Source organism: Vibrio sp. 10N.222.47.A9, from assembly GCF_963872585.1.
Taxonomy (GTDB): domain Bacteria; phylum Pseudomonadota; class Gammaproteobacteria; order Enterobacterales; family Vibrionaceae; genus Vibrio; species Vibrio splendidus.
Genome location: NZ_CAWNBB010000051.1, coordinates 47,028 through 68,015, shown reverse-complemented (window position 1 = coordinate 68,015; position 20,988 = coordinate 47,028). Strand labels below are relative to the sequence as shown.

Here is a 20,988-nt window from a genome sequence, read left to right as displayed (position 1 = left end):
TTTTTGCATATTGTATTTAAGGTAAATATCGTTTTGGATTAACCGATTTACCTTGGTAACGAATCTCAAAGTGCAGCCTAACACTGCTGGCTCCAGAGCTTCCCATAGTTGCAATCTTCTGCCCTGGTTTCACACTTTGCCCTTCAGATACTAATAGTCGGTCGTTATGCGCGTATGCACTTAAGTAATTATCATTGTGCTTCACAATCACTAGATTGCCGTAGCCTCGTAGTGCATTACCCGAATAAACAACCGTTCCCCCTGCAGTAGATACTATTGGCTGACCTCGCTGTCCTGCTATGTCGATGCCTTTATTTCCTTGTTCGCCTACAGAGAAATTCTTGATTACTCTCCCTTTAGTTGGCCATAACCATTTGGATACTTTATCACTTGTTGGTTTGGTGGACGGTGTAACATTCTGTTTACCTTTAGAACCAACATACTCCTTTGATTTGGATTGTTCAACCTTCTTTGGTGGATCTTTTTTCACCACTTTGGTGGTAGTTTGAGCTGGAGTAGGTTTAGAGTTTTTACTCTTCTGCGGCGTAGTTTTCGGTTTACTTGCCGCAGATGAAGTTGTGGATGCCGCGACAGGCGCAGCAACGGCTGCAACCGCTACTGTTGATTTACCATACGCTGGCGCATTGTAACTCGGGCGCCACAACTTAAGCTTCTGCCCCGGGTGGATAGTGTAAGGAGCAGCGAGTTTGTTATAACCGATGAGGTCTTTAACGTCTTTATTGGTGACATAAGCAATGAAGTAAAGGGTGTCGCCTTTTTTTACTTCATAGTAACTGCCGCGATAACTACCACGATCAATCGATGAGTAATTCTTGTTTAGGCTTGAAACGGGCGCAGGTGAATTCGCCGCACACCCAACAAGTGCACAACTAAGCAATAAAGTACTTCCTTTTAACAACTTCGAACGCATCGACTCTCTATCCACCTACACCATTAGTCTTTTATTAAGCTAGCTCACCAGGGACGAGAGGTACAAATCTCACCATCTCGATAACACTCGATAAAAACTCGTCACCATGGCGAACAATCTTCAACAATTGCTGTTCGTCATCACCAACAGGAATCAATAAGCGACCACCATCTTTCAGCTGTTGCAAAAGCGCTTGAGGAATCGACTCTGCGGCAGCAGTTACGATAATCGCATCAAAAGGGGCTTTCGAAGACCACCCTTGCCAGCCATCACCATGCTTAGTTGAAATATTGTAGAAATCGAGCTGTTTAAGACGACGCTTGGCATCCCATTGCAATGATTTAATTCTTTCAACCGAATACACATGATCAACCAGTTGAGCCAAGACCGCCGTTTGATAACCTGAGCCGGTTCCGATTTCTAAAACACGGCTATCTTGCTGTAATTCTAGCAACTCTGTCATCTTAGCAACAATGTACGGCTGAGAAATCGTCTGGCCCTGTCCGATAGGAAGCGCATTATTATCATAAGCTTGATGATACATCGCCTGTGATAAAAAGCTCTCTCTCGGCAGTTGATAAATAGCATCAAGAACCTTTTGATCCTGAATGCCATTTTCAATCAGAAAAGTAATTAAGCGCTCTGCATGCGGATTACTCACTTACTTCTCCTCTAACCATGTTGTCATCGCACCCAACGACTCGTGGGCAGTCAGGTCAACTTGTAATGGTGTTACCGATACAAAGCCATGCTCGATAGCGTAAAAATCCGTGCCTTCACCGGCATCTTGCTCTTTTCCCGGAGGACCAAGCCAATAGATATCATGACCTCGTGGGTCTTTTTGCTTAATCATATCTTCAGCATGATGACGAGCACCTAAGCGTGTTACCTGAGTACCAGGCAACTGCTCTAACGCTAAATCAGGGATATTGACGTTTAACAGGCGATTGGTTGGGATTGGGTTTGCTAAATGTTGTTCGACGATACGACGAGCAATGACCGCCGCTGTCTTAAAATGTTTTTTACCCACCAGAGAAAACGCCACCGATTGAACGCCTAAAAAGTGCCCTTCCATTGCGGCTGCCACTGTACCTGAATAAAGCACATCGTCACCCAAGTTAGCACCATGATTAATACCCGTTAATACCAGATCAGGCATATCATTCTTTAGCAGTTCATTTAACGCAAAATGTACGCAGTCGGTCGGTGTTCCTTGTACCGAATATGTATTTTCGGTAATTTCTTGAACACGTAAAGGCTGTTCTAAAGTTAATGAATTTGAAGCGCCCGAGCGATTACGGTCAGGTGCAACAATGATAATTTCAGCAAGATCACGTAATTCATTGGCCAGCTCATGAATACCTTGAGCGTGCACACCATCATCGTTGCTGAGTAAAATCTTCATCTTGTATCCTTTCTTTTGTTCCAATGCCAAGTCACTTAATTTCCGATATCAAGTGACTTCGCTCCAAGCAGAATCGTTATTGCTCGTAGCTTCTCTCTACGTGAACTTCTTCAACCAATTCACGAACAATAGCGGTTGCGAAACAACCTGCATCGAGAGAGAACTTAAGAGTGACATTGTCTTCGTTCACTTCCCACGCTAAACCCATCGGCTTCAGCGAAGCTTCGCGGCGATCATGGCGCATACGGTTGCCACAAATAAGAGCCATTAGATCCGGTTCAGCATCAAGGTGCTTCTGCTCTAAAGCTTGAGAGGCATCCGTCGTCGGTAACGCATTATCTCCTGCTAAAGCAACAGTAATAAACGCAGAGCCGTTCGCGATGTCTTGGTTTACCGCTTCGATGTTATCCGCTGTTACCGCTAATTGAGCGCCGTCTTTCACGACAATATCGCCAACCAATGCCGACGCAAACGCATCTTGCTCAATACGGTCGGAAAGAATTAAGTTGTAAATCCAAGAACGAGCCGCAGAAAGATACAAGCTGCGCTTATTCTGATTACGCGTACGAACGTTTTCACGCCCCCAACGACGAGCTTCAGATAAGTTGTTACCTTCATTACCAAAGCGCTGAGCACCGAAGTAATTTGGCACGCCCACTTGAGCGACTTTTTCTAAACGCTTTACCACATCATCACAATCCGTTACTTCAGACAAAGTTAGCTCGAATTGGTTGGCAACTAAATCGCCTGGACGTAACTTTTTGTTGTGACGTGCTGTCGCCAAGATCTCAATGCTTGGGTATTGTGCGAGAAAAGCAGAAAAGTCAGGCTCACCTTTTGGCAGATGCACGCTCAACCACTGTTCTGTTACAGCATGACGGTCTTTCAAACCAGCCCAGCTCACGTCTTTCGACTTAACACCACACGCTTTAGCCAGTTCGTTTGCTACGAAGCTCGTGTTCTCACCAGTTTTACGAATACGCACCATTAAGTGCTCGCCTTCACCAGTAAACTCAAAACCCAAGTCTTCATTAACGACAAAGTGTTCGGCTTTTGCTTTTAGTTTTGCTTTCGCAGTTGGTTTACCGTTTAGGTAAGCCAATGAAGATAAAATATCTGACATGCTGTTCTTTTCGTGTTGGTGCTTACGCACTTTTAGTAATTAGGACCACCGCTTCACATGCGATGCCCTCTTTGCGACCTGTAAAACCTAAACGCTCGGTAGTCGTGGCTTTTACATTCACATTGCCAATACTTGTTTCTAAATCTTGAGCAATGGCTTGGCACATAGAGTCTATATGAGGAGCCATCTTTGGAGCTTGCGCCATGATAGTAATATCTGCATTACCAATCACATAACCTTGCTCTTTTACTCGACGGTAAACATCTTTCAGTAATTCGCGGCTATCTGCGCCTTTCCACTCATCATCCGTATCAGGAAAATGACGACCAATATCACCGGCTGCAATTGAACCCAGTAAAGCATCGCATAATGCGTGCAGGGCAACATCACCGTCTGAGTGTGCGATAAGACCCTGTTCATAAGGGACGCTCACGCCACCAATAATTACCGGGCCTTCACCACCAAATTTGTGTACATCAAAGCCATGGCCAATACGAATCATCATTATTCCTTATTCTGACTTAAATAGAACTCAGCCAAAGCCAAATCTTCAGGCTGAGTAATCTTAAAATTATCTGAACGCCCAGCAATCAGTGCTGGTGATAAACCTTTCCACTCAAAAGCAGACGCTTCATCGGTAATTAAAACACCTTGTTGCAAGGCTTCACTCAAGACTTTCCGTAAAGGCTTAGATCGGAACATCTGAGGGGTAAGCGCATGCCAGAGATCGACGCGATCGACCGTGTGTTCAATTTGTCCTTGAGCACCACGCTTCATTGTATCGCGGACCGGCGCAGCTAAAATCGCGCCCACATCATGGGTCATAGCCCCAGAGATCAGTTTGTCGATATCGCTCAATTGGATACAAGGCCTAGCGGCATCATGCACCATCACCCAATCATTGAGTTGCTGTTGGGCAATATAGTCCAGAGCAGAAAGCACCGAGTCGGCTCGTTCCGTTCCGCCGGATACTCTGATCACCTGGGGATTAAGGTTAAGCGGTAATTCAGGGTAGTAAGGATCATCGTCGCTGACCGCTACCACAATTTTAGACACTTGAGGGTGAGACAACAGTTTCTCAACCGTGTGCTCTAAAATCGTTTTACCGTGAATTTGAAGATATTGCTTGGGACGGTCTGCCTTCATTCGGCTGCCGACGCCCGCTGCGGGGACCACTGCAATAACGCTTTGAAGTTGGTTCGACATTAATGAGATTCCTCACCAATAATACGATAAAACGTTTCGCCTTCTTTCACCATTCCCAGCTCATGACGTGCGCGCTCTTCTATCGCGTCTAAGCCTTGGCGTAGATCGTCGATTTCCGCAAACATCTCAGCATTGCGAAGATGAAGCTTTTCATTTACTTGCTGCTGAACTTGGATTTCGTTGTTCACACCGTAGTAATCAGAAATACCATTTTTACCGAGCCACAGTGTGTGTTGTAGCCAGCCAAACACTATGAGCAGTACTAAAGCAAAAATTCGCATAACACCTTTCGCCGGTTGAAAAAGAAGGAACTAGAATAAGGCACATATATACCATAATGCGCTTATTGGTGCGAGATATGTGGTGTCAGGGAATCAATAAGTCGGGGAATTATTGGACAGAATAGTGAGTGGTAACAATGAAGCTCCCTACTCCTTTCTTCGTCAGTCTAGGGAATGAGGAATTTGAGGCAAAAAAATGCCCCGCATAAGCGAGGCATTTAAAGTTTAGATTAACAATTCCGTTGGTTTAAAACCAAGAGTGAATTATTGACCTTTAACTTCTTTAAGACCGTTGAAAGGAGCTTTAGAACCTAGAGCTTCTTCGATACGGATAAGTTGGTTGTACTTAGCAACACGGTCAGAACGGCTCATAGAACCAGTTTTGATTTGACCTGCAGCTGTACCTACCGCTAGATCAGCGATAGTTGCATCTTCAGTTTCGCCAGAACGGTGAGAGATTACTGCAGTGTAGCCAGCGTCTTTAGCCATCTTGATAGCAGCTAGAGTCTCTGTTAGAGAACCGATTTGGTTGAACTTGATAAGGATAGAGTTAGCTACGCCTTTCTCGATACCTTCAGCAAGAATCTTAGTGTTTGTAACGAACAGATCGTCACCAACGATTTGAAGCTTGTCGCCTAGAAGTTCAGTTTGGTGCTTGAAGCCATCCCAATCTGACTCGTCAAGACCGTCTTCGATAGAAACGATTGGGAAGTTGTTAGCTAGTTCAGCTAGGTAGTGGTTGAACTCTTCAGAAGTGAAAGTTTTACCTTCGCCCTTCATGTTGTAGATGCCAGCTTCTTTGTCGAAGAACTCAGATGCTGCACAGTCCATAGCAAGAGTAACGTCTTTACCTAGTTCGTAACCAGCAGCTGCAACAGCTTCTGCGATAACTTCTAGAGCTTCAGCGTTAGATTTAAGGTTAGGAGCGAAACCACCTTCATCACCAACTGCAGTGCTGTAGCCTTTAGACTTAAGAACTTTAGCTAGGTTGTGGAATACTTCAGCGCCGATACGCAGACCTTCTTTAAGAGTTTTAGCGCCAACTGGTTGGATCATGAACTCTTGGATGTCAACGTTGTTATCAGCGTGCTCGCCACCGTTGATGATGTTCATCATAGGTAGAGGCATAGAGAACTGACCAGCAGTACCGTTTAGCTCAGCAATGTGCTCGTATAGAGGCATGCCTTTCGCAGCAGCAGCAGCTTTAGCGTTCGCTAGAGAAACAGCAAGGATAGCGTTAGCACCGAACTGAGATTTGTTCTCTGTTCCGTCTAGGTCAATCATAACTTGGTCAACGTCAGCTTGTGCTTTAGCGTCTTTACCAACTAGAGCGTCAGCGATTGGGCCGTTTACAGCTTCAATTGCTTTAAGAACACCTTTACCTAGGAAACGTGATTTGTCGCCGTCACGTAGCTCAAGAGCTTCGCGAGAACCAGTAGATGCGCCAGATGGAGCAGCAGCCATACCTACGAAACCGCCTTCTAGGTGTACTTCAGCTTCTACAGTTGGGTTACCACGTGAATCGATGATTTCACGACCTAGAACTTTAACGATCTTAGACATTGAATGTTTCCTTCTCGTTGAATATATAAATGTCAAATTTAAAGGTAGCAGCACAACTTACGCAGCTACCTGGATTCCTTTTTACTTTTCTAATTCGCCGCGCTGGAATTCGCCAGCCGCTTTAACGAAACCTGCAAACAATGGGTGACCATCGCGAGGTGTTGAAGTGAACTCTGGGTGGAACTGAGCAGCAACGAACCATGGGTGGTTCGGGTTCTCAATAACTTCAACCAGTTTCTTGTCCGCAGATAGACCCGATACTTTTAGGCCCGCTTTTTCAATTTGTGGACGAAGATTGTTGTTCACTTCGTAACGGTGACGGTGACGTTCATGGATCGTCGCGCTACCGTATAATTCGTAAGCTTTCGTCCCTTTAGCAAGGTGACAAAGCTGTGAACCAAGACGCATTGTGCCGCCTAGGTCAGATTTTTCAGTACGCTCTTCAACTTTACCTTCGCCGTCAATCCACTCAGTGATTAGGCCAACAACAGGGAATTTAGTTTCTTTGCAGAATTCAGAAGAGTGTGCACCTTCCATCTTCGCAACGTTACGAGCGTACTCAATAAGAGCAACTTGCATACCTAGACAGATACCTAAGTAAGGTACTTTGTTTTCACGAGCGTATTGTGCAGCAAGGATCTTACCTTCAACACCACGATCGCCAAAGCCACCAGGAACTAGGATTGCATCTAGGCCTTGTAGAATTTCTGTGCCTTTAGACTCAACATCTTGTGAATCTACATATTTAATTGTGACACTTAGGCGGTTTTTCAAGCCTGCGTGCTTCAGCGCTTCATTTACTGATTTGTATGCATCTGGCAGTTCAATGTACTTACCAACCATACCAATCGTTACTTCACCCGTTGGGTTAGCTTCTTCGTAAATTACTTGTTCCCATTCAGACAGATCAGCTTCTGGAGCATCGATACCGAAACGCTTACATACAAGATCATCAGTACCCTGTGCACGGATTAACTGTGGGATCTTGTAGATTGAATCTACGTCTTTCATAGAGATAACTGCTTTTTCTTGTACATTACAGAAAAGAGCAATTTTCTTACGTTCGTTTGCTGGGATAACACGATCTGAACGACAAACTAGAATGTCAGGTTGGATACCGATAGACAGTAGTTCTTTTACAGAGTGTTGCGTTGGCTTAGTTTTAAGCTCACCCGCTGCACCTAAATAAGGAACGAGAGTTAAGTGCATGAACATCGCGCGTTCACGACCTAGTTCTACAGCTAACTGACGAATCGCTTCCATGAATGGTAGAGATTCGATATCACCAACAGTACCACCAACTTCAACAAGCGCGATATCGTGGCCTTTAGCGCCAGAGATTACGCGTTCTTTGATAGAGTTAGTAATGTGAGGAATAACCTGGATTGTTGCACCTAGGTAGTCACCACGACGTTCATTACGTAGAACGTCAGCATAAACACGACCTGCTGTGAAGTTGTTACGCTTAGTCATCTTGGTGCGAATGAATCGCTCATAGTGACCAAGGTCAAGGTCAGTTTCAGCGCCATCTTCCGTAACGAACACTTCACCGTGCTGAGTCGGGCTCATAGTGCCTGGATCAACGTTGATGTAAGGGTCAAGCTTCATCATAGTCACTTTAAGACCACGAGCTTCTAAAATAGCCGCAAGAGATGCTGCTGCAATACCTTTACCTAGAGAGGATACAACCCCGCCAGTAACAAAAATGTAATTTGTCGTCATGTTTAACCTGAAATTGGTTGAATGAGGGAAATGGATTACTTCTGGACGGGATGAAAATATACCAGAAGCCCCTTATCGCCACAACGTGAAATCTATCACACTGCAATTTTTTATTTTTTGCTTCAAATCAATTCATGATAAAAGCTTTGATGATCTTTTCTCCGCCACTTTGACTTCATCCCACATGGAATCAAGCTGTTGTAGAGAAAAGTCGGTCAAAATTTTATCTTGCTGACGAACTTTTTGTTCCACACCTTTAAAGCGGCGTGAAAATTTCAGATTGGCTTTATTGAGAGCCGTTTCTGGATTTTTACCCAAATGTCGCACTAAATTGACGGTAGCAAACAACAAATCACCCAGTTCTTCTTCAACTAAATCTTCGTTTGGCGTTACTTGAAGTGCTTCTTCTAGCACCTCATCAACTTCCTCTAAAACCTTATCTGCAACCGGGCCGATAGAGTCCCAATCAAAGCCAAATTTCGCGACTTGCTTTTGAATCTTTGTAGCACGTGAAAGTGCAGGTAGAGAGTTTGGTATTGAGTCTAGAATACTTTCTTGAGTTTTGCCTGCCTGTGCTTTTTCTTTGGCTTTTTCAGCTTCCCAGTTGGCATTAATTTCTTCATCACTGGCAAACTCAGTATCAGAGAACACATGCGGATGGCGGCGCGTTAGCTTCTCATTGATACCGTCGACCACATCAGAGAACTCAAACAAGCCCTGCTCTTTTGCTAACTGACTGTAGAAAATCACCTGAAACAACAGGTCGCCCAACTCTTCTTGTAGATTCGGCCAGTCTTTGTTGTGAATCGCGTCCACCACCTCATACGTCTCTTCGATAGTATGCGGCACAATTGTTTCAAAATTTTGTTTCAAATCCCAAGGACAGCCACCTTCAGGATCGCGCAGCTTAGTCATGATCTGTTCAAGTTGTTCAATCGGGTGATTCATCGTTTTCTTCCTATTCACTGTCTTTGATTTTTAAATTTATAACGTCTTCTAAAACTAAAAAAGGTGAGTGGCCAAAACCACTCACCTTTGTTGATACTGTCTAATTCTCTAAATTACGCATCTTTCACTAAGCCGTTGTTACTTTAACAAGGCAACAAGCTTTCACGATTCCTGAGCATAGCTCGCCTATGTGATGGAACAAGAAAGCGCAGTTAACGCAGTAAAAGTGACTAATGCAACGTGAAAGTTAGCCGAGGCGTTTTACACTCATGACATCTTTGATTTGCTCTACTCGACTTGTCACTCGACTCAGAATCTCAATGTTGGTCACTTCCAAATCGAAATCCATCACCGACAGCTGACGTTTATAGTCAATACGGCTCTTCATTGTCGTCACACTGACTTTTTCGTTCAAGAACAGGGATGTTATGTCTTTCAACAAGCCGGTACGTTCTAGCGCCTCTACACGCAGCGTTAAGATATACGAGCCTACGAAACCATCGCCCCACACAGTATCGATGATACGTTCGGGTGCATGTAGGTTAAGTTCACTTAACTGTTCGCAATCGCTACGGTGCACTGAAATACCGCGACCTTGAGTTATGTAACCTTTGATCACATCGCCTGGGATTGGCTGGCAGCAACGAGCTAAGTGCGTCATTAGGTTATCGACACCTTCAACAACGACAGCATCCTTTTTCGGACGACTCTGATGAGCGGGCTTATTGTCAGACTCAAGCAACTTTTCGAGCGCTTTTTTATCTTCTTCTTCCGCTGTCGGCTTGTTGACCAAAGCATTGATGTGATTAACGACTTGGTTGATACGCATATCGCCGCTACCAATACCCGCATATAGTTCATCTGGAGTATTGACGTTGAATCGTTTCAGCGCGTATTGCTCGGCATCTTTCAGCGTCGCTCCGACTCTGCCTAGCTCGACTTCTAGAATATCTCGTCCGGCTTCAAGGTTTTTCTCACGACTCTGAGCGCGGAACCATGCGTTAATTTTTGCACGAGCTCGACTCGAATGAACAAAGCCTGTGGTCGGGTTTAACCAATCACGTGATGGGTTCGGTTCTTTTTGAGTGATGATCTCAACTTGATCGCCCATCGCCAGTTTATGAGTAAACGGGACGATTCGACCTGCTACTTTGGCACCGATACAACGGTGTCCAACCATCGAGTGGATGTGGTAAGCAAAATCCAACGGGGTTGCACCCATTGGTAAATCGACCACATCACCACGAGGTGTAAAGGCATAAACACGGTCATCAAAGACTTGGCTACGCACTTCATCCAGCATTTCACCAGAATCCGACATCTCTTCTTGCCAGTCGATAAGCTTACGAAGCCAGGTGATTTTCTCATCGTAGCCACTGCGTACGCCGCTTGAAGTACCTTCTTTGTACTTCCAGTGCGCTGCAACGCCTAATTCAGAGTCTTCATGCATCTGCTTGGTACGGATCTGAATTTCAATGGTCTTGCCTTCAGGGCCAAGAACTACGGTATGAATCGATTGATAACCATTGGGTTTAGGGTTCGCCACATAGTCATCAAATTCACTTGGGAGGTGTTTATATTTGGTGTGAACCACGCCTAAACCGGCATAACAGTCTTGCAGTTGGTCTGCGATAATACGTACCGCACGCACGTCAAAAAGCTCATCAAACTCTAAGCCTTTTTTCTGCATTTTGCGCCAGATGCTGTAGATGTGTTTTGGACGACCGCTAACTTCAGCATTGATGCTTGAGCGGTTCATTTCTGACGTTAAATCGTCAACAAAGTCAGTGATGTATTGTTCGCGCACGATACGGCGCTCAGACAACTGTTTAGCAATCTGCTTATAGATATCTGGTTGTTGGTAGCGGAAAGCGTAGTCTTCAATTTCCCACTTTAGCTGACCAATACCTAAACGGTTTGCTAGAGGAGCATAAATGTTGGCACACTCTTTTGCTGCCGCACGGCGCACAGCATCAGGGGCCTTTTTCACTTCGATTAGGTTGCAAATTCGCTCTGCTAGTTTGATGACGACGCAACGGAAGTCATCCACCATCGCAAGCAGCATTCGTCGAACATTATCGACTTGACCCGAGGCAGCACTGCCTTCAAGGGTGACGTTTAGCTGACCCAAAGCCGCCATTTCTTCCACGCCATCAATCAGTTTTACGGTTTCCTTTCCGTAACTTTCTTCAAACGCTTCACGCTCAAAAACACCGCTTGATACGACAGGGAAGAGTTGCGCTGCCACTAAAGTTGCGCGATCCATAGACAAGGTGACCAAGATCTCGATCATCTCGCGCCCACGCCAAAGCAAAAGCTCGCCTTGCTCATGATCTTTTAATAGCTCTTCACAGTGACGATAAACTTTGGTCAGTTTATTCGAGGTTTTTGCGTCTTGATTCAATGACGCAATCCAATTATCTAGCTCAAACTGTTCGCTTGGGTTTAAATGTGCGCTTCGTACCGCAACCATCATGCCTTCCTAGTTATTATGTTTTATACCCAATTCAATATGACTAACTGATTCCAAGTTAGTTCGACTCATATTGATATCAGCGCAGGCTTCCCTGCACCTTTGTGATTCATTTTTAAGCCTTGTTTAAGGGCCTCTAAGCCTTGATAAAGAGAGCCATCGATTCTAGATGACTGGTGTGTGGGAACATGTCCAACATACCAAGCTTGGCTAATTGATAGCCTTGTTTTTCTAAGCTCTCTGAATCTCTAGCTAGAGTAGCAGGATTACACGAAACATAAACCACACGCTTCGCACCTAACCCTGAAATTTGATCAACGATCCCACTCGCTCCAGCACGTGCTGGATCAAGTAAGATTTTATCAAATCTTTCTTTTGCCCAAGGCTGTGAAGACAACTCTTCTTCAAGGTTCGCTTGGTAGAATTCTGTATTACTCAATTGATTCAAAGTTGCGTTAGATGTGGCCTGTTGAACCATTTCATCGACACCTTCAACACCCACTACAAACGCAGATTGTTGTGCAATAGGCAAACTGAAGTTCCCTAAGCCACAAAACAGATCGAGCACTCGCTCATCAGCTTGAGGCTCTAGCCACTCAATCGCTTGAGCAACCATTTGCTGGTTCACTTTCTGGTTAACTTGGATAAAGTGGTTTGGCTCAAAAGGTAAAGTCACGCCTGTTTCGCTATAAGCTGGCGCATCACCGACCAAACGAACGAGCTTGTCCGTTTCAGGCATAGTATACAACGTGGCACCTTCCGCTTTAGCGAGTGCAATCAATGCTTGCTCATCTTTCTCAACCAAAGGCTTAAGGTGACGCAGGACCATCACAGGGCCAGTATCGCCCAACACCAATTCAACGTGTCCTAAAGACGTAAGGTTGCTGAAAGTATTGAGTAAACTTTTCAGTTTCGGCAGCAATACATTGAGGCGAGGATCCAGCACGGCACAATCGGTGATGTTTTCAATCTGCTTACTTTGCTTCTTACGGAAACCGAACTGAAGCTGCTGTGTCTTCTTATCAACAAACAGGCTGATACGCGCGCGACGTCGATAACCGGTTTCATCACCCACAATCGACTCAACAACTTCGGTGTTAGCCGTTTGGTATTGACTCATCAGGTGCGTCAAAGATTGCGATTTATGCTCAACCTGAGAAGCGTAACCAAGATGTTGAAGGTGACAGCCACCACACTGATTAAAGTGCTTACAGAATGGCTTTAAACGCAGCTCACTCGGTTTAAGTAATTTGATGAGTTTTGCTCGCGAAAACTTACTTTTGCTCTCAGTAAGTTGAATAACCACCTGCTCACCGGGCAATGCGCCATCAATGAAAACAGGTTTATTCTTCTGATAAGCGATGCCAGCGCCATTGTGATCCATTCGTTCAACCAAAACCGATTGATGCTTGGTCTCGAGTTGAGTTTTCTTTTTTGGTTGGAAAAAACGTGCCATTGCTTGTGCCTAATGTATCTTTTAATAAGTAATTGGTATCCAGGACTCACTATTATGTCTTGGAATCATTGTCGAACGTCACGGCTTTGATTAAGCTTACCGTTCACTTAACCGCCATTGTGTGCGTTATTTTCCCATATCCAGACCTCGATGTAATTAAAGAACATGACCAGATATGGCTTAAGAGCCCGTGTAATTACCTTAACTCTAGCTCCAACCTTGATTATTGGGTTGCTATTGAGTGCATTTTTCTCATTTAACCGCTATCAAGACCTTGAGGGCCAAGTGGTTAATACTGGTACTAGCATCATTGAACCGCTGGCAATTGCTAGTGAGTCAGGCATGAAGCTCGAAAGTCGAGAGTCTGTTCGTCAGCTTATTAGCTATGCGCATCGAAAAAACTCTAAGCTAGTGCGCAGTATCGCGGTGTTTGATGAACGTCATGAGTTGTTTGTAACCTCAAACTTCCACCCTGATTTTGAAAGCCTGACCTATCCGAAAGATAAACCCATCCCGCATTTAAGCTCATCGAACCTGCTCGATAATACGCTGATTCTTCGGACACCTATCATCGCTGAAGGTCAATACATCAACTCAGCCAATGGGCAGTCTCAAGCCAACCAAGCGATCGGCTATATTGCAATAGAGTTAGACTTGTCGTCACTTCGATTGCAGCAGTATCAAGAAGTGTTCTCTGCCTTCTTGGTGTTGATTTTGGGGCTGGGACTTTCTGGTGTATTTGCTTTTCGCTTGATGCATGACGTCACCCAACCGATCACACACATGAAAAACATGGTCGACCGAATTCGTCGTGGTCATCTCGATGTGCGTATCGAAGGCAAAATGCACGGTGAGCTAGACTCACTGAAAAACGGTATCAACGCGATGGCGGTATCGCTATCAGAATATCACGTCGAGATGCAGCACAGTATCGACCAGGCTACGTCTGATCTGCGTGAAACCCTAGAGCAATTAGAGATTCAAAACGTTGAGTTAGACATTGCGAAAAAACGCGCTCAAGAAGCGGCACGTGTTAAATCTGAGTTCTTGGCTAACATGTCTCACGAATTGAGAACACCGCTTAACGGTGTGATTGGCTTTACTCGTCAAATGCTTAAGACCCATCTATCGACCAGTCAAACAGATTACTTGCAAACCATTGAACGTTCAGCAAATAATCTACTCAGTATCATCAACGACATTCTTGATTTCTCGAAACTGGAAGCCGGTAAATTAGCGCTCGAGAACATCCCATTCGAGTTCCAAGCCAGCCTTGAAGAGGTTGTGAACCTTCAAGCGACCAACGCCCATGAGAAAGGCCTAGAGTTAACACTTAAGATAGACCCGAAAGTGCCACCAGGCGTTGTTGGTGACCCACTGCGTATTCAGCAGATCCTAACCAACCTCGTGGGTAACTCAATCAAGTTTACTGAACGTGGCAACATTGATATCAGTGTTGAACTTCGTTCACAAAGCGAAGACAGCATCGAGTTGCAATTCATGGTTCGCGATACAGGTATTGGTATCTCTGAGCGTCAACAAGCTCAGCTATTCCAAGCCTTCAGCCAAGCCGACGCAAGCATCTCTCGTCGTTATGGCGGTACGGGGCTAGGTCTGGTTATCACCCAAAAACTGGTCAGCCAAATGGGCGGAGAGATCAGTCTTACCAGTCGCCTACACCAAGGTTCAACCTTCTGGTTTACTTTGAGACTATCAACGACTGATATGCCGATGACTGAGCTGATTGAGACTCAGTGTCTGCAAGACAAGCAGCTGCTGCTTATCGAGCCAAACATGCAAGCGGCTTCGATTACTCAGCAAATCTTAACCCAAGAAGGCTTGGTGGTAACGTATCGTTCGGTGATGCCTGACGAGTCGACCTCATATGACTACGTTCTACTCAACCTAGCCGCCAACCAAGAGTATCAATTTGATACCGTGAGTGGTTGGGCGATTGGCGCGAAGAAAATCGCTCAGAACGTAATTATTGGTACGCCAAGTACCGAGCTTGCATTAGGTGAGCAACTGATGAAAGAGGTCGATGTTCAATGCATTACCAAGCCTCTCTCTCGTAAGAAACTTCTACAAACTCTGATCTCTAATCAAGCACCCACTTTGATTGCACCAGCGATTGAAACGCACTCGGAAGAGAAGCTGCCACTTACTGTATTGGCGGTAGACGACAACCCAGCAAACCTTAAATTGATCACCGCGCTACTAAAAGAGCGTGTAGAGACGGTCATCAGTTGCACCAGCGGACAGAAGGCCATAGACAAGGCGAAGGAGACCCCATTTGATATCATCTTCATGGATATCCAAATGCCACAAATGGATGGTGTGACGGCCTGTAAGAATATAAAAGAGCTAGCGAATAATGCGAATACCCCCGTCATTGCCGTCACAGCACACGCGATGGTTGGCGAACGGGATCGTCTACTTGAAGCCGGCATGGATGACTACCTAACCAAACCGATAGAAGAGCACGTGTTACAGCAGGTTCTGATTCATTGGAGCCCTACCTCTGAGGTTGAGCACATTGAAAAAATAGACCCCGCCCACCCGGCAGTCTCTGCGGAAGTAGACAATAGCTCAGTTTCAGATTCTGAGGCTAACGTGCATAAGAATATCATCATTGATTGGCAAGCAGCTATGAAGCAAGCCGCCAACAAAGAAGACCTCGCACGCGATATGCTGCAAATGCTAGTCGACTTCATTCCTGAGGTTTATGAAGCCGCAGAGAAAGCGATAGAAGACAGTGACTACCCCGTTGAAGCGCTGACACACATCATCCACAAGATGCATGGCAGCAGCTCATACAGCGGCGTACCAAGGCTGAAGTCGGTGTGTGCGACGATAGAGAAAGAGCTGCGTTCAGGCACTTCCGTTGAAGATATTGAACCTGAACTTTTTGAACTTCAGGATGAATTAGATAAGGTTCAAGCAACCGCGATTCATTATTTGAAACCAGCCAAGACCTAGCGAACATTTCTTACTCACAAATATTCGTTAAACGGTTTACCAGCCAATAAAAAAGCAGAGCTCATGAGCTCTGCTTTTTTCTGTCTAGTGTCTAGAGCACCAGATATAATACCAATCACAGTAAGTAAGTGATCAAAAATAGCGTAGGAAAAAAGCTTGAGAACAAGGCAGGATTTTTCGATAAGTAGTTATTCTACAATCAAAAATTCTAACGAAGTTATCGAGTTTTTTAACAAGCTAGGGTGAACAGTTATTTACTACGATTGGTATAAAGTAACGGTAATCTATTTACGACTCGAGTAGTACCGTCGCCACCGCATAATGGCGCTCATCTGAGATAGTCAGATGAATCGACTTTGTACCACTCGCTTCTGCGATTTCACGCGCCTTTTTATGTAGGCTTAGAACTGGCTTGCCATGCTCATCGTTTGAAATCTCGAAATCGTGAAAGGTCACACCAAGCGCGATACCCGTGCCCAACGCCTTAGATGCCGCTTCTTTTGCAGCAAAGCGTTTTGCAAGGTAACGCCCTTTTTGCTTCAGTTGCTGAAATACTTCAAACTCAGAGTCGGTCAAAATACGCTGAGCAAAAGCGTCGCCACTTCGTGACAGTGCCTTTTCAACACGTTCGATTTCTGCGATATCTGTACCCAATCCAACAACAGCCATGTTTACCCTACTACCAAACTTCTATCTATTAACGTTATCGATTCTACTGATTAACCGCTTAACGCTTACTACTAAACTAATGACGAGTTAAAGAACTAAGCGTTGTTGCGTGCTGTTTCCATCACGGCTTTCATGTCTGCAACGGCTTTATTCAAACCATCAAATACTGCGCGTCCCATGATCGAGTGACCGATGTTCAACTCGTAAATCTCAGGAAGTGCCGCAATTGGCGCTACGTTATGATAAGTCAGACCATGACCAGCATTCACTGTGATACCAAGATCGTCTGCGTAGCTTGCGCCTGCAGCAATCTTTTTAAGCTCATCTTGCTGATCTTCTTCTGTTTTCGCATCAGCGTAATGACCAGTATGAAGTTCAATGAACGGTGCGCCACACGCTTTTGCTGCGTCAATTTGCTCACGATCTGCATCGATAAACAGAGATACTTTGATACCCGCTGCCGACAGTTTTTCCGTCGCTGCTTTGATCTTTTCAAGTTGACCAACCACGTCCAAGCCGCCTTCCGTCGTCAGCTCTTCACGCTTTTCTGGAACTAGACAAACGAACTCAGGATTAGTATCGAGTGCAATTTGAACCATCTCGTCCGTCACTGCCATCTCTAAGTTCATGCGAGTCTGGATTGTCTCAGCAAGAATACGTACATCGCGATCAACAATATGACGGCGATCTTCGCGCAGGTGAATGGTAATGCCGTCAGCACCCGCACGTTCAGCAATTTCAGCTGCGTGTACTGGATCTGGGTATTTAGTACCACGTGCATTACGTAGTGTAGCAATATGGTCGATATTAACGCCTAAAAGGATTGAGCTCATTTTCCAATACTCCGTGCTCTAGAGAGGGCTATTGTTGGCATAAATAGCTCTCTACTTTTTAATGGTTTGCCGCCAAGATACGGCTTTAAGGCTATGCGTGTAAAGCGTTTTGCTGCTTTTAACTGCTCTTTAGTGATAAACCTACGTTCACTAATTGCGATAAGTTCATCGCCCATAAATGTCAGGTTATCTCGACGTACAGAAGCGATGAAACCTTTCTGCTCTCGATAGCGATAAGTCATGCTTGGATCGATCGCTTCACCAGTACCAGCACAATGCAAAAAGTCGACGCCATACCCCATAGCAGAAAGTAGAGCCAATTCAAAACGACGTAGCGCTGGCTCAGGGTTCTCATTATGAGCGAGTTCTGTTAAAGCATGAAGATAGTCGTGAAAAAATGCGGGCATGGCCACTTCGGCCATCAACACACGGCCAACTAGCTCATTGACATACATAGCGGAATACAGATTAATACCGGCAAGAGGAAGCCCCAAGCTGATGGGTTCAGCTTGGCGTAACGTTTTCATTGAACCATTGCCAGACCACTTAAGCAGTAGCGGCGTAAAAGGTTGCAATGCACCTTTCAAATTAGAACGCTTACTCCGCGCACCTTTAGACATCAACGTCACCCGACCGTACTCTTCACTGAAGACGTCCAGAATCAGGCTCGACTCACTGTATGGTCGACGGTGCAACACAAAGCATCGCTGTAACCCTTCGCTCAATCACTTACCCTTCTTACAGATACAAAAAGAGAGAGTTCGCACTCTCTCTTGAAATTATATTCAGTTCAACTTCCTTAATCTCAGAAAGTGACGTTCAATATATTATAGATCGTCGATGTAGCCTAACGAGCGAAGTGCACGCTCATCATCAGCCCAACCAGACTTAACTTTAACCCAAGTCTCTAGGTAAACCTTACGACCGAACAGTTCTTCCATGTCGATACGAGCTTCACGACCAATCGTTTTGATCTTCTCGCCCGCTTTACCAATCACCATCTTCTTCTGACCAGTACGTTCAACAAGAATCAAAGCATTGATGTGGAAGCCATCGTTATCAGGGTTGTAATCGAAACGCTCGATTTCAACCGTTACTGAGTAAGGTAGCTCTTCGCCTGTGAATCGCATCAGTTTTTCACGGATGATTTCAGAGGCCATAAAGCGCTGTGAACGATCCGTTACGTACTCTTCAGGGAAGTGATGCGTCGCTTTAGGTAAAGAGTTACGAACGTGCTTACGCAGTACATCGATATTCTTACCTTGCTTCGCTGAGATTGGTACAACATCAAGGAAGTCCATCTTCTTAGACACTTCCATCATGTGCTGCATCACGTCGGTACGGTCTTGAACGTTGTCTACCTTGTTAATACAAAGGACGACTGGGAAATCTGTTTTTCTCAGCTTATTCAGTACCATTTCATCGTCGTCAGTCCAGTGAGTACCGTCAACAAGGAAAAATACTAGGTTCACATCGCTCAGTGAGCTGTTCGCCGCACGGTTCATCAAACGGTTGATTGCACGCTTTTCTTCGATGTGAAGTCCAGGAGTATCAACGTAGATCGCTTGGTAATCACCTTCAGTTTCTACGCCCATAATACGGTGGCGTGTCGTCTGAGGTTTACGTGATGTGATCGAGATTTTCTGACCCAAAATATGGTTCAGAAGCGTCGATTTACCTACGTTTGGTCGACCCACGATAGCGATGAAGCCACAGTGTTGGTTTTCCGGTAGGCCCGTTTTTTTGCTATCAGATGAAAAGAATGCATCGATATCGAAATCTTGATTGTTATCAGACATTGCTTAGTTGCTCTAATGCTGTTTCAGCAGCCGCTTGTTCTGCCTTGCGGCGGCTAGTGCCTTTACCGATAACAGGTTTATCCACACCTGCCACTTCACACTCAACCGTAAACTCTTGGTTGTGTGCTTCACCTTTAATATTAGTCACTGTGTAGACAGGTAGGGGATTTCTTCGACCTTGTAAAAACTCTTGTAAGCGAGTTTTAGGATCTTTTTGAGATACACCAGGCTGAATAGACTCTAGGCGAGATTGGTACCAGCTTAAAATAATACGGCGAACAACCTCGGTATCACTATCTAAATAGACAGCGCCGATGATCGCTTCAACCGCATCCGCTAGAATAGAATCACGACGGAAACCGCCACTCTTCAACTCACCTGGACCTAATTTTAAGTAATCTCCTAGTTCGAATTCACGACCTAGTTCTGCCAATGTATGACCACGTACTAATGTTGCGCGCATGCGGCTCATATCACCTTCGTTTACCTTAGGGAAACGGTGGTAAAGATCATCAGCGATAACAAAACTTAAAATTGAATCGCCCAGAAACTCAAGACGTTCGTTGTGTTTACCTGCGGCGCTACGGTGAGTCAGCGCCAGATGGATAAGATCGGCATCATTAAACTGATAGCCAATCTTTCTCTCTAGTTTATCAATTGGAGAATTCATGCTCTCTCGATGTGTTATGTGATCGATTAGTGAATCCCACCGATGCGATTAAAACGCACACCAGTAGGAATCCATGTTGGAAGTACACTGTCTGAACCGCGTTCGAATTCGAAGCTGATCCAAATAGCAACGGCCTTACCAACAAGGTTTGCTTCAGGGACAAAGCCCCAGTAACGGCTGTCAGCACTGTTGTCACGGTTATCACCCATAACAAAGTATTGGCCTTCTGGAACGATCCACTCGTTAACACCATTGCGAGGTTGATATGCTTGCACACGATCACGACGTAATGGGTTAACTAAAATTTGGTGCTCCACATCACCCAGCTGTTCATTCAGCTGAATCAGAGGCACACCATCTTGAATAAATTGGCTTTCTTCAACGTGACTTAACTTCACTGGTTTACAGCTACTGCCACCCTTCGCTTGAATGCAGACTTCTTTATTGCTGCTGTAGCGAATGGTATCACCCGGCATACCAACAACACGCTTAATGTAGTCGATATTCGGCTGAGGTGGGTATTTGAATACGATTGAATCACCACGTTCTGGTTTGCCCGTTTCGACCAGTTGAGTGCGCCATACCGGGTCTTTTAGACCGTATGCGTACTTCTCTACTAAGATGAAATCACCAACCAATAGTGTTGGCATCATCGAACCAGATGGGATTTGAAACGGTTCATAAATAAATGAACGCAAAACCAAAACAAATGCAATTACAGGGAAAATGGACACACTGTTCTCAACCCACCAAGGCTGAGCCGTAACTTTTGCGCTGGTTGCAGCGTCTAGGCCATTCGATTGTGCTTCAACGTCAGCCAGTTTTTGTTGGCGTTTCTTCGCCCACACAAACTTTTCCAACGCCCATACAATGCCGGTCACTAGAGTTACGATCACTAAAATAAGCGAAAATGTATTAGCCATTGATATC

At 45.1% G+C, this 20,988-nt stretch carries 19 protein-coding genes; 1 reads left to right on the top strand and 18 read right to left on the bottom strand.

Annotation, left to right across the window (positions count from 1 at the left end):
• Positions 1–16: 16 nt before the first annotated feature.
• The 12 genes from nlpD to rlmD all read right to left on the bottom strand — a co-directional run bounded on the left by nlpD (position 17) and on the right by rlmD (position 13,108).
• Positions 17–931 carry a murein hydrolase activator NlpD gene (nlpD, locus tag AACT19_RS16580; protein ID WP_076647461.1) on the bottom strand — a complete coding sequence of 305 codons (915 nt, stop codon included), beginning with the start codon at positions 929–931 and terminating at the stop codon, positions 17–19.
• A gap of 34 nt (positions 932–965) precedes the next feature.
• A complete protein-coding gene (locus tag AACT19_RS16575; protein WP_004735402.1) occupies positions 966–1,592 on the bottom strand; it encodes a protein-L-isoaspartate(D-aspartate) O-methyltransferase in 627 nt (208 codons plus the stop codon).
• Complete coding sequence (gene surE / locus AACT19_RS16570; protein ID WP_076647458.1) at positions 1,593–2,336, bottom strand: 5'/3'-nucleotidase SurE; 744 nt, start codon at positions 2,334–2,336, stop codon at positions 1,593–1,595.
• Between the two features lie 76 nt (positions 2,337–2,412).
• Positions 2,413–3,459, bottom strand: coding sequence for a tRNA pseudouridine(13) synthase TruD (gene truD, locus AACT19_RS16565; RefSeq protein WP_076647456.1), 1,047 nt, complete (start codon positions 3,457–3,459; stop codon positions 2,413–2,415).
• A 22-nt stretch (positions 3,460–3,481) separates the two neighbouring features.
• A complete protein-coding gene (gene ispF / locus AACT19_RS16560; protein ID WP_029406469.1) occupies positions 3,482–3,961 on the bottom strand; it encodes a 2-C-methyl-D-erythritol 2,4-cyclodiphosphate synthase in 480 nt (159 codons plus the stop codon).
• Positions 3,962–3,963: 2 nt separating this feature from the next.
• Complete coding sequence (gene ispD / locus AACT19_RS16555) at positions 3,964–4,665, bottom strand: 2-C-methyl-D-erythritol 4-phosphate cytidylyltransferase (protein ID WP_076647454.1); 702 nt, start codon at positions 4,663–4,665, stop codon at positions 3,964–3,966.
• Positions 4,665–4,946 (bottom strand): cell division protein FtsB, encoded by a 282-nt coding sequence (gene ftsB, locus AACT19_RS16550; protein ID WP_004735394.1) that lies wholly within the window; start codon positions 4,944–4,946, stop codon positions 4,665–4,667. The genes ispD and ftsB overlap by 1 nt, the downstream gene beginning before the upstream one ends.
• A gap of 264 nt (positions 4,947–5,210) precedes the next feature.
• Positions 5,211–6,509 carry a phosphopyruvate hydratase gene (eno, locus tag AACT19_RS16545; protein WP_029405988.1) on the bottom strand — a complete coding sequence of 433 codons (1,299 nt, stop codon included), beginning with the start codon at positions 6,507–6,509 and terminating at the stop codon, positions 5,211–5,213.
• A gap of 81 nt (positions 6,510–6,590) precedes the next feature.
• Complete coding sequence (locus tag AACT19_RS16540; RefSeq protein WP_054547468.1) at positions 6,591–8,231, bottom strand: CTP synthase; 1,641 nt, start codon at positions 8,229–8,231, stop codon at positions 6,591–6,593.
• Between the two features lie 132 nt (positions 8,232–8,363).
• Complete coding sequence (gene mazG / locus AACT19_RS16535; RefSeq protein WP_029222469.1) at positions 8,364–9,179, bottom strand: nucleoside triphosphate pyrophosphohydrolase; 816 nt, start codon at positions 9,177–9,179, stop codon at positions 8,364–8,366.
• 247 nt (positions 9,180–9,426) lie between these two features.
• The gene (relA, locus tag AACT19_RS16530; protein ID WP_076647451.1) at positions 9,427–11,652 is read right to left on the bottom strand and encodes a GTP diphosphokinase; all 2,226 of its coding nucleotides are present in this window, start codon (positions 11,650–11,652) and stop codon (positions 9,427–9,429) included.
• 136 nt (positions 11,653–11,788) lie between these two features.
• Positions 11,789–13,108 carry a 23S rRNA (uracil(1939)-C(5))-methyltransferase RlmD gene (gene rlmD, locus AACT19_RS16525; protein ID WP_076647448.1) on the bottom strand — a complete coding sequence of 440 codons (1,320 nt, stop codon included), beginning with the start codon at positions 13,106–13,108 and terminating at the stop codon, positions 11,789–11,791.
• A gap of 165 nt (positions 13,109–13,273) precedes the next feature.
• On the opposite strand from rlmD, the gene barA reads away from it, so the two are divergent.
• Positions 13,274–16,087: a two-component sensor histidine kinase BarA gene (gene barA / locus AACT19_RS16520; RefSeq protein ID WP_004735388.1), complete on the top strand. Its 2,814-nt coding sequence runs from the start codon at positions 13,274–13,276 to the stop codon at positions 16,085–16,087.
• 288 nt (positions 16,088–16,375) lie between these two features.
• On the opposite strand, the gene acpS is transcribed toward barA, so the two are convergent.
• From acpS to lepB, 6 genes are all read right to left on the bottom strand, one after another.
• Positions 16,376–16,756 carry a holo-ACP synthase gene (gene acpS, locus AACT19_RS16515; protein ID WP_017077798.1) on the bottom strand — a complete coding sequence of 127 codons (381 nt, stop codon included), beginning with the start codon at positions 16,754–16,756 and terminating at the stop codon, positions 16,376–16,378.
• A gap of 95 nt (positions 16,757–16,851) precedes the next feature.
• Positions 16,852–17,589 (bottom strand): pyridoxine 5'-phosphate synthase, encoded by a 738-nt coding sequence (gene pdxJ, locus AACT19_RS16510; protein ID WP_009847651.1) that lies wholly within the window; start codon positions 17,587–17,589, stop codon positions 16,852–16,854.
• The gene (gene recO, locus AACT19_RS16505) at positions 17,586–18,314 is read right to left on the bottom strand and encodes a DNA repair protein RecO (protein WP_012604785.1); all 729 of its coding nucleotides are present in this window, start codon (positions 18,312–18,314) and stop codon (positions 17,586–17,588) included. The genes pdxJ and recO overlap by 4 nt, the downstream gene beginning before the upstream one ends.
• A gap of 102 nt (positions 18,315–18,416) precedes the next feature.
• Entirely contained in the window at positions 18,417–19,388 is a 972-nt protein-coding gene (gene era, locus AACT19_RS16500; RefSeq protein ID WP_004735384.1) for a GTPase Era, read from the bottom strand.
• The gene (gene rnc / locus AACT19_RS16495) at positions 19,381–20,058 is read right to left on the bottom strand and encodes a ribonuclease III (protein ID WP_004735383.1); all 678 of its coding nucleotides are present in this window, start codon (positions 20,056–20,058) and stop codon (positions 19,381–19,383) included. Before rnc ends, era begins: the two co-directional genes overlap by 8 nt.
• Positions 20,059–20,084: 26 nt before the next feature.
• Entirely contained in the window at positions 20,085–20,981 is an 897-nt protein-coding gene (gene lepB / locus AACT19_RS16490) for a signal peptidase I (protein ID WP_004735382.1), read from the bottom strand.
• Positions 20,982–20,988: the final 7 nt, after the last annotated feature.